We start from the raw sequence: 8,584 nt of genomic DNA, 5'->3' as shown, positions 1-8,584 counted from the left end.
CTGTTCAGGTCACTGGCGCATGCGCGCCGGATATTGGCGGCCTGGCGGGACGATTACAACAATGTCAGGCCGCACTCGAAACTGGGCGGAAAAACTCCCGCCGAGATCGCCGGCCAACGGCCATGGGGGCATGCCCCCATGGCCGTTGCCATGTCAGCAACCAGCCCGCACAAAGGGCAAGGACTCTATCTCTGAGTGGTAACACTCAGGGGAGCACGTCAAGAGATACCCAATGTCCGGAAGGGGGCGACTCCCGCCGGAAGCGAACGCCGGATCGTGGGACTTTCCTGACCTTCGAGCCAAATGCCTCAGTTGGCGGCTTCGGCGAGGAGCGGCCATGGCGGGATCGCCAACGCACTCCCGACCAGGCAAAAATGGGTGGGAACCAGACGTTAAGCCCTATTTAGGCTCAGGGTCGTCAGTTTCCCAGGAATATTTGGTAAACCGAGTCTCGGTTCTCTATAGCTCTAAATGATATCCGAAGAGCAGTGCAAGCCTCTCAGTAGCCGCTCGTATCATCATTGGTCGCCTACTAATCTTGTCTACATGAGCCATGCGGTTAAAGCTTCCAGTCTGCACAACAATCCATAAAAACGAGTCAACTCTATCAGCCTTCACGCCAAGGGCATTCAACATTGTGTAAGATCCGATTCCTCGAAGCGTGCGCATTCGGCTGACTGCAGAGCTCAGTTCGATGGATCGAACGGAAGTTCGAAAAAGGATTTCCATCGCGGACAGAAGGCTCTGGGAATCGGCTGCGCTAAGCACCAACAGGATCGCCGACTTGTTATCGAGATTAACGTCTATACTTCGCGCAGCATAGTTCGCGCGGCGAATAATCTCCTCAAATGCGGCCTTTACGAGCTCATGCTTTGGTCCGAAGAAGTACGTCACAGCGGATAGAGAGACACCTGCCTTGGCGGCAACGTCGCGTTGACTCAGGCGGTCCACCCCCTTTTCAAGGATCTCTTCTATAGCTGCATCAAGGACTTTGGCGCCCCTTTCGTTGGCTGGAGCTACAGGCGGAGTCAGGGGGCCGAATTCATCAGGCGGCGAAGGCACGAGCACAACGGGCTGACGCGTAAGTCTAAGCTGCAGGCGCGTCGCCAACTCAAAGATCCAGGCGGACCCCGACGCGGTCTGTGCCTCCGACAGAGCTAATGTAGAAAGCGACATAGCCATGTCGGTCCAGGCTTGCGCATGAGCTGGAGGTGCCCCGAAGCTGGTCGCGAGACTGGTCCAGAATTTTGCCTCTTCCTCGATATCAGCGGCAAGCATGAATGTAACATCTGTCCAGCCGTTAATACGTGCTTCCTGTTCCAATTCTCCACCGAGCGTGATGAGTAACCGGCAAGAACTGATCCTTGCAAGAAGTGTCGCCGAGAAAGCGCTGGCTATACCTACCCAAAAGGGGAAATCAAAACTCTCCCCATTTCGATACCTACCTCGCCAACTCTTGAGAGCCTCAAGCATTTCCGCGCAAACTTCCGACGCCAGCTGCTGCCGATTTCCAAAGTGGTAGCTCACCGCAGACGAGCTCCCGCCGGTCTTCTCGGCGAGCGCGCGTGTGCTGAGAGACGCGAAGCCTTGATCGCGGGCCAACTCAAATGCCGCTTTCCGCAAGCGGCTGGCTGCCGCGGAACCTGATCTTGCTGATGCCATAACGCCTTGTGGCTACTGTGATCGTGCGTTGCAATCAGCTTTTCGGCGTGGGTGGCGTTCAACTGAACGAGTGATCGATATCATAAATTTGATAGAGGTCGAAAGCCCATCATCCGCTTGATATACAGCCCTCTTTGTCCTGCTGTCGCACTGAACGTATGAGCTGTGTGTCATAAACTCGTCACTTCAGCGAACTACTGAACGGGTGTCCGATTCGAAGCCGGAGCTTCCGGGGGAGTGTCGAAAAATGGCGGTCGATCAGGTGCGGCATGCCGAGAAGGGATGAAAAATGGATTTTGTGTCTGAAGACCGTTGCATGCAACATCTGACGCCGGGATCTGTGGCGTGAGTTTTCTGGCCCTGTTCGTCATTGGCGCTCTAAGGCGCCGTTGGAAACAGCGACAGTTATCCCCGGTCAAAACTTCCTGATCGCCCCGCTTCTCGTACGGCGCGAGTTACATGACGCAAAAGAGACAAAGACTGCCACGCTAGTACTGGCGCTTGAAGTGCTCAGGCACGTCTGATTCTTATTCACTAAAGATCATTTCAAAACATCGGGGGTCTCATGTCGATCACTTTACGACTGGGCGTAAGCACGCTCGCGCTTGCCATTCTTTCGCCAAGCCAAGTCCTGGCGCAAAGCTCGACCGCTAACTCCGCGACGGACGTTGGCGACGAAACGCAAGATATCACGGTGACTGCGCGACGTATCACGGAGCGACTTGCCGACGTGCCTGTCGCTGTTTCTGTGGTTTCGGGCGACCGGCTCACCGTCAGCAATTATACGCGCGTTGAGGATCTCAACCTGATCGCCCCCAGTACCAACGTGGTGGTCAGTAACGGACGCCAGACCAGCTTCTCACTCCGCGGCTTGGGTAATAACCCGGGAAATGATGGCCTTGAGGCGAGTGCGGGCGTTTTCGTCGATGGGGTCTACCTCGGTCGGCCGGGCATGGCAGTTTTCGATCTGATGGACATCAATCAGATTGAGGTGCTGCGCGGTCCTCAGGGCACGCTCTTTGGTAAGAATACCACGGCCGGTGCGATCAACATAACGACCAAGCTGCCTGAGTTCGACTTCGGCGCTCAAGCCCGAGGTTCCTACGGAAACTATGACTTCCAACAATATCAAGCTACGATCACCGGGCCGGTCATATCTGATGTTTTGGCGGCCCGCCTGACAGGATATGTCACGAGATCGGACGGCAATGTCAGAAATCTGACAATGGGCAAGAAAGTCAACATGCGCGCTCGGGAGGGCATTCGCGGACAATTGTTATTTACGCCGACGCCCGACTTGAAGCTTCGGATTATCGGTGAATATCACCACGAAGATCAGGATACCGGCACAATCTTGCGGCTGACCAATCTGGGAGCCACACCAAACCTCCTTCAGACGAAGCTGAACGCGCTGGGCGTCACTCTGATCGCCGATCCTTCCGGTGAGATCAGCTATGCCGGGACACCGGGTTCGCAAATCATGAAACAGGCGGCTGTTTCAGCGCAAGCGGACTGGAGCTTTGGACAAGGCTTCGAGCTCACCTCGATCACGGCTTGGCGCAACTGGAATTATCGCTCCAGCGCGGACTCGGATTTGACGGCCGCGGACGCAATCGTCGGGGCGCAGGCCCCCGTTCGCAGCGAGCAGTTTAGCCAGGAAGTGCGCCTGCGGGCGCCACGCGTCGGACCCGTCGATATAATCGGCGGCCTTTACTACTTTCACCAATCCGTCTTCGCCGACGGCCGGACGAAGTACGGCTCGGATGCGGCGGCTTGGTTGTCCGGCGTTTCGCCATCCAACCTTCCTGCTGCCGCAGCGTCGTCGCCAGCGGTGGCAGCACTGCTGAACTACAACAATACGCAGTGGGACGTCATCGCGACGCCCAAAACGGACAGCTACGCAGCGTTTGCCCAAGCGGTCGTCCACCTCTCCTCCCGATGGAACGTCACGGGCGGACTTCGTGCAACGCATGAGAAGAAGACAGCCCGCATATACCGGCCGCAGCCAATCAGTTCGATCACCGGACAGCCGGTCGCAGGGTTGGCGTCGCAGGCCTACGCACCGTTCTCGCTATCGACCGACGATACCGGCGTGTCCTACCTGATCAGCACGGATTATCACGTGGCGCCGGACGTGCTGCTATACGGTTCAATCAGCCGTGGCCAGAAGGCTGGCGGCGTCAATCCGGCATTGCCGCCCAGCGGAGCCGTCGACCGGCTGCTAGTTCGACCCGAAACGGCGACCGCGTACGAAATCGGGCTAAAAAGCAGCTTCTTCGATCGATTGCTGACCGCCAATCTCGCCTTCTTTCGTACCGACGTGCGCGATTATCAATCGACGGCACAGAACTTCGTCAACGGCGCCTTTATTTCGCTGCTCTCCAATGTCGGCCGGGTACGAAGCGAAGGCGTCGAGGTGGAGACGACCCTTCGTCCTGTGCGCGGGCTGACGTTAAATGCCGCCGTCTCCTATAATGACGCGCGGTATCGCTCGTTCCCCAACGCACCTTGTCCAGCGGGCACCACGGCTCCTTCCTGTGATCTGACTGGGCAGAAACTCGCTGGTGCCCCGCCCTGGATCGTCAACCTGTCGGGCCAATACGAGACCCGGGTGACGGACGCGGCCTCAGCCTTCTTCGGGGCGGACTATTCTCGTCGATCGAGCTTCAGCGGCTACGTCGATAATTCGCCTTACGCCCGGATTTCCGCCTTCGGAATCCTCAACCTGCGTGCCGGCGTGCGCTTCTCCGACGATCGTTACGACGTCACTGTCTGGGGCCGTAACGTCACCGATACACGCTACGCCCCCGGCTATATCTCCCTCGGCGGCTCCGCCCCAGGTGTCTATGCCGCGACCGTTTTCGGCGACCCCGCGACCTACGGCGTGTCGTTTCAAGCAAAATTCTAAATCCTAAGGGAGCTACTATTATGCGTCGGTTAAAAACCACGACGTTGTCGTCTGCCTTGCTGCTTTCCGCTCTATTCGCTGCAATTACCCCTGTCGCAGCGCAGAGTGGCGACAAGACCTTCACGATTGCCGTTATCCCCGACACCCAGAACTACATCGATTACACCCACCAGGAAGATCAGGGATTCCCACTGAATGGGAAGGATCTTTTTATTGAGCAGATGCAATTTATCGCAGCAAATCTGCGCAGCCAAGGTGGTGACATAGACTTTGTAACCTCGGTGGGAGATGTCTGGCAGCATCAGCCGCTCGACATCGATCGCAAGAGCGTGGCCCGGGGCTACAAGGTGGTGCCAAATCCTGTCCTCAGTTCGGCGGGGCTTGGTGCCGATGCGAACTACAAGCTAGAGACGATTACGGCGATCGAGGGATATCGCTTGCTTGAGGGCAAGGTTCCATTTTCGGTTGCGCCCGGCAATCATGACTTTGACGCCATGTGGGGCACAGGACCAGCGAAGAATGCCGGCCCCAGCGGCCCCAATGATCCGCCGCTCACGCAGTTTACCCCAATGGCTGAAGTGGCTCGTAAAGCCGGCTCCCTGATGGCGGGGGGGCTGGACAATTTCAGGTCAGTTTTTGGCGCGGAGTCGTCGTTCTTCAAGGGCAAAAGCTGGTACGTCGCATCGCACGACGGAGGCGGCGACAGTGCCCAGATCTTTGCCGCCGGTGGGTACAAATTCTTGCACATCGCATTGCAGTTCGACCCACCCAATAGCTCCCTGGAGTGGGCATCTGGAATCATCCGCCAGCATCCTGGGCTTCCGACAATTGTCACCACGCATGACTACCTCGATACCACTGGCGAGCGTCGCGCCAACCCTGCGATCGATCTTTCGGTGAACGATCCGGAGGCGAACAACCCACAGATGTTGTGGGATAAGTTCATTAGCCAGAATGATCAGATATTCATGGTCATTTGCGGGCACCAGCACGCGCAGGCATTCCGGGCCGATGACAATCGCTATGGCCATAAGGTCTATCAAATCCTCTCTGACTATCAAGATCGGCAGCATCTGCTGGAAGGCAAAACAGTCAGAAAAAATACGGTAGCGGGGCTCGGCGATGGCTGGCTAAGGCTCATGACGTTCGATATGTCTCAGCCGACTCCGGTGGTCCGTGTTCGCACCTATTCAAGCTACTTCAAGTCACACTCCCTTGACACTCCCGGCTACGCTAGCTGGTATCGAAAAACCGAAGACCCGCATCTCACAGATGAGCAGTTCATGCGTGAGGACGACTTCAAGGTAGACCTACACGACTTCCGTCAGCGATTCGGTGTTGGAAGTTTAAATTGACGACGGATAACAACGATGGCGCCTCATGGGTCGGAGTAGAAACCAACGCTCCAACATAGCAGTAACTGGGCCGCGCCCGGCTTCCATTCGTCTTGGAATTAGCCCAGTGCTTCATCTTCGGCTTTAACAACTGCGAGGAAGCCCTTAGCACATTGCTGTCCGCCATGGTCGATGGCTGGTCCTTGCTGGCGGGTGGCGCCACCCGTCCTGAAGCTATGCGGGACCGCGGCGGATTGACCGAATGGCGGGTTCGGGACGCCATCGCGATTTTCTAACGGCCGCATTTGGGCGACTGCCGACCTGACGCTTCACGCAGGCTGACCGGCAGCTTCCGCTAGGATCGGACGTTCACCGATGCTGATATAAACGACCGGAGCTGGGGCGGAAGCCGGCATTCGATTCCCTCAGGGTTTGCAATCTGAACACTGCCGAGCCTAACCCCATCCTCGCGCGAGGGCTTAAGGAAGGTCAATGCCGAGGCTACCGAGCGTACCTAAAAACGCCCGCACCTTGGAACTGGACAGGCGGCGTGAGTTCTGAAGTGCCCAGATTTCCACTTTCGGGCCATCGTACGCGCCCCATGAGACGAGCCGACCCTCGTCGATATCCTCAGTCACCATCAATTTCGGCACAAGGGCGATGCCCGCGCCCGCGAGAACAGCGTCACGCACCATCAAGAAGGACGAAAATCTCAACCTGAAATGCGGCTGCACGAACCGTGTCCCGGTGCCGGTCTTTATCGGCCAAAGTTGGTCGTCAGGCGTGCCAACGCGGCCGACCGCTGGAACGGCATGATCGGCAGCTGCCAGCTCTGGGTGAAGATCAACCGAAAACCCGGGCGGTGCTACCAGCAGGCGTTCGTCCTCGAGAATGCGGCGCCCGACCAGCCGCTCGTCCGGGCTGGGATCGATCCGGATCACGAGATCGTAATTGTCATCGACCGGGTCGACCTTGCGGTCCTCGGCAATAATTTCGAGATCGACGTGCGGATAGGTGGTGACGAAGCTGGTAGCGAGCCTGGGCAGGAGCACATGCGCCAATACGATCGGTGCGCTTATGCGAAGCCTGCCTGAGGGGACGGACGAGCCACTCGCTACGGCCTGCTCGGCTTCGATGATCTCGGCAAGCGGCCCAAGCGTGCGTTCATGCAATGCGCGCCCTTCTCCGGTCAGGCGCAGCGTCCTCGACCCACGGTCAATGAGCCGCACGCCCAAGCTCGCCTCCAGTTCCGACACTTTGCGCGACAAGGTCGCCTTCGGCCGACCGCTGGCGCGGCTCGCCCGTCCGAAACCGCCATGCGTCGCAACCAGATTGAAATCGACGAGCGCGGGCAGATCCATGTGACGTTCCATTTGTGAGACGATATGGTCCGATATTGCCATCTGTTGCGTTTTTTCGAAACGACTAATTTGCCAGCAGCGACAACGAGCCGCTCCCGTTCGATCAAGGAGATTACGACATGACGATTTTGGTCACTGGCAGCACCGGCACCATCGGAACCCAGGTGCTCAGCTTTCTCGACGGGCATGGCGCCGACATCCGCGCGCTGACCCGCGCGCCGGAGAAGGCCAATCTGCCGGCAGGCGTTACGGCGGTGAAGGGTGACCTCGCCGATATCGACAGCATCCGCGCGGCGCTGGACGGGGTCAGCACGCTGTTCCTGCTCGCGCCCAATGCGCCCGACGAACTGACCCAGGCGATGCTCGCGCTGAACGCTGCCCGCGAGGCTGGCGTGAAAGGGATCGTCTATCTCTCCGTGTTCAAGGGCGAGGCCTATGCCGACGTTCCCCACTTCGCCAGCAAGATGACCGTCGAGCGCATGATCGACGCCTATGACCTGCCCGCGACGATCCTGCGCCCGGCCTATTTCATCCAGAACGACATGCGGCAGAAGGACGCCCTGCTCGGCGGCGGCATCTACGGCATGCCGGTCGGCGCCAAGGGCATTTCGATGGTCGATGTCCGGGACATCGGCGAGGCCGCCGCCAAGGAGCTCCTGCGGCGCGAGCAGGCGAGCGCGCCGCTTCCCCGCGAGATCTACGAACTGGTCGGTCCCGACGCGCTCACCAGCGATACGCTCGCGACGCTGTGGAGCGAGATCCTCGGACGCCCGATCGCCTATGCGGGCGATGACCTGGACGGCCTGGAACAGCGTCTCAAGAGTTTTGGTCCGGCCTGGCTCGCCTATGACATGAAGCTGATGATGCGTCGCTACCAAGAAGATGGCGCGGTCGCGACCGATGAAGACGTTGCTCGCCTGACGGCACTGCTTGGCCATGCGCCGCGCTCATATCGTGACTTTGCGCAAGCCGCTGCTGCGGGCTGGTCGCAGCGCTGACTGGGAAACCCGCCGGCCTTTATGACCGGCGGGTCGCAATCATCCTTGCGACGCCGTTGAAGGAGCATCGTGATGACCGAGACCTACCGCAAGGAGCAGGATGAGATATTCCTCGACGATGCGCGGCGCATGGCTGATCGCATCGTCGCTGCCGGTTCGACCGCCGTGCTCCACAGGTGGCAGGGGATGCTCGATGTGTTCCCCGCAGACCTCGCGCTTCTGAAGGCTGCGACGGAAGCGCTCGATATCGTCGCGACCTTCCTGCGTCTTAATCTGCGGAGATAAGCGCTCGGACACGGTCCCCGACAATTTTTGAAAGGA

The 8,584-nt window shown here is 58.6% G+C and carries 7 protein-coding genes; 5 read left to right on the top strand and 2 right to left on the bottom strand.

The features are described from left to right. Positions 1-195, top strand: a 195-nt coding sequence (locus tag AC1DT7_RS21620) for an integrase core domain-containing protein (RefSeq protein WP_478038246.1), incomplete at its 5' end; no start/stop codon positions are given. A gap of 264 nt (positions 196-459) precedes the next feature. Here the strand turns inward: AC1DT7_RS21620 and AC1DT7_RS21615 are convergent. Further along, complete coding sequence (locus tag AC1DT7_RS21615; RefSeq protein WP_478038245.1) at positions 460-1,662, bottom strand: TetR family transcriptional regulator; 1,203 nt, start codon at positions 1,660-1,662, stop codon at positions 460-462. A 565-nt stretch (positions 1,663-2,227) separates the two neighbouring features. Here AC1DT7_RS21615 and AC1DT7_RS21610 point away from each other — a divergent pair. After that, on the top strand, positions 2,228-4,570 hold the full coding sequence (locus tag AC1DT7_RS21610) for a TonB-dependent receptor (RefSeq protein ID WP_478038244.1): 2,343 nt from the start codon (positions 2,228-2,230) through the stop codon (positions 4,568-4,570). Between the two features lie 20 nt (positions 4,571-4,590). Further along, positions 4,591-5,925, top strand: a complete 1,335-nt coding sequence (locus tag AC1DT7_RS21605; protein ID WP_478038243.1) for a metallophosphoesterase family protein — start codon at positions 4,591-4,593, stop codon at positions 5,923-5,925. A 458-nt stretch (positions 5,926-6,383) separates the two neighbouring features. On the opposite strand, the gene AC1DT7_RS21600 is transcribed toward AC1DT7_RS21605, so the two are convergent. Continuing rightward, positions 6,384-7,265 carry a LysR family transcriptional regulator gene (locus tag AC1DT7_RS21600; RefSeq protein ID WP_478038242.1) on the bottom strand — a complete coding sequence of 294 codons (882 nt, stop codon included), beginning with the start codon at positions 7,263-7,265 and terminating at the stop codon, positions 6,384-6,386. Between the two features lie 119 nt (positions 7,266-7,384). On the opposite strand from AC1DT7_RS21600, the gene AC1DT7_RS21595 reads away from it, so the two are divergent. After that, a complete protein-coding gene (locus AC1DT7_RS21595) occupies positions 7,385-8,263 on the top strand; it encodes an NmrA/HSCARG family protein (RefSeq protein ID WP_478038241.1) in 879 nt (292 codons plus the stop codon). 72 nt (positions 8,264-8,335) lie between these two features. Then, the gene (locus AC1DT7_RS21590) at positions 8,336-8,548 is read left to right on the top strand and encodes a hypothetical protein (RefSeq protein WP_478038240.1); all 213 of its coding nucleotides are present in this window, start codon (positions 8,336-8,338) and stop codon (positions 8,546-8,548) included. The last annotated feature ends 36 nt before the right edge of the window (positions 8,549-8,584 follow it).

This window comes from Sphingomonas sp. P3_C6 (assembly GCF_056402595.1).
Note: the sequence above shows the minus strand (reverse complement) of the source record. Positions and strands in the feature narration are given on the sequence as shown.

Excerpts from the sequence above, each read along its gene's own strand:
- AC1DT7_RS21615 (WP_478038245.1), bottom strand. The coding sequence starts at position 1,662 with ATGGCATCAGCAAGATCAGGTTCCGCGGCAGCCAGCCGCTTGCGGAAA.
- AC1DT7_RS21610 (WP_478038244.1), top strand. The coding sequence starts at position 2,228 with ATGTCGATCACTTTACGACTGGGCGTAAGCACGCTCGCGCTTGCCATT.
- AC1DT7_RS21605 (WP_478038243.1), top strand. The coding sequence starts at position 4,591 with ATGCGTCGGTTAAAAACCACGACGTTGTCGTCTGCCTTGCTGCTTTCC.
- AC1DT7_RS21600 (WP_478038242.1), bottom strand. The coding sequence starts at position 7,265 with ATGGATCTGCCCGCGCTCGTCGATTTCAATCTGGTTGCGACGCATGGC.
- AC1DT7_RS21595 (WP_478038241.1), top strand. The coding sequence starts at position 7,385 with ATGACGATTTTGGTCACTGGCAGCACCGGCACCATCGGAACCCAGGTG.
- AC1DT7_RS21590 (WP_478038240.1), top strand. The coding sequence starts at position 8,336 with ATGACCGAGACCTACCGCAAGGAGCAGGATGAGATATTCCTCGACGAT.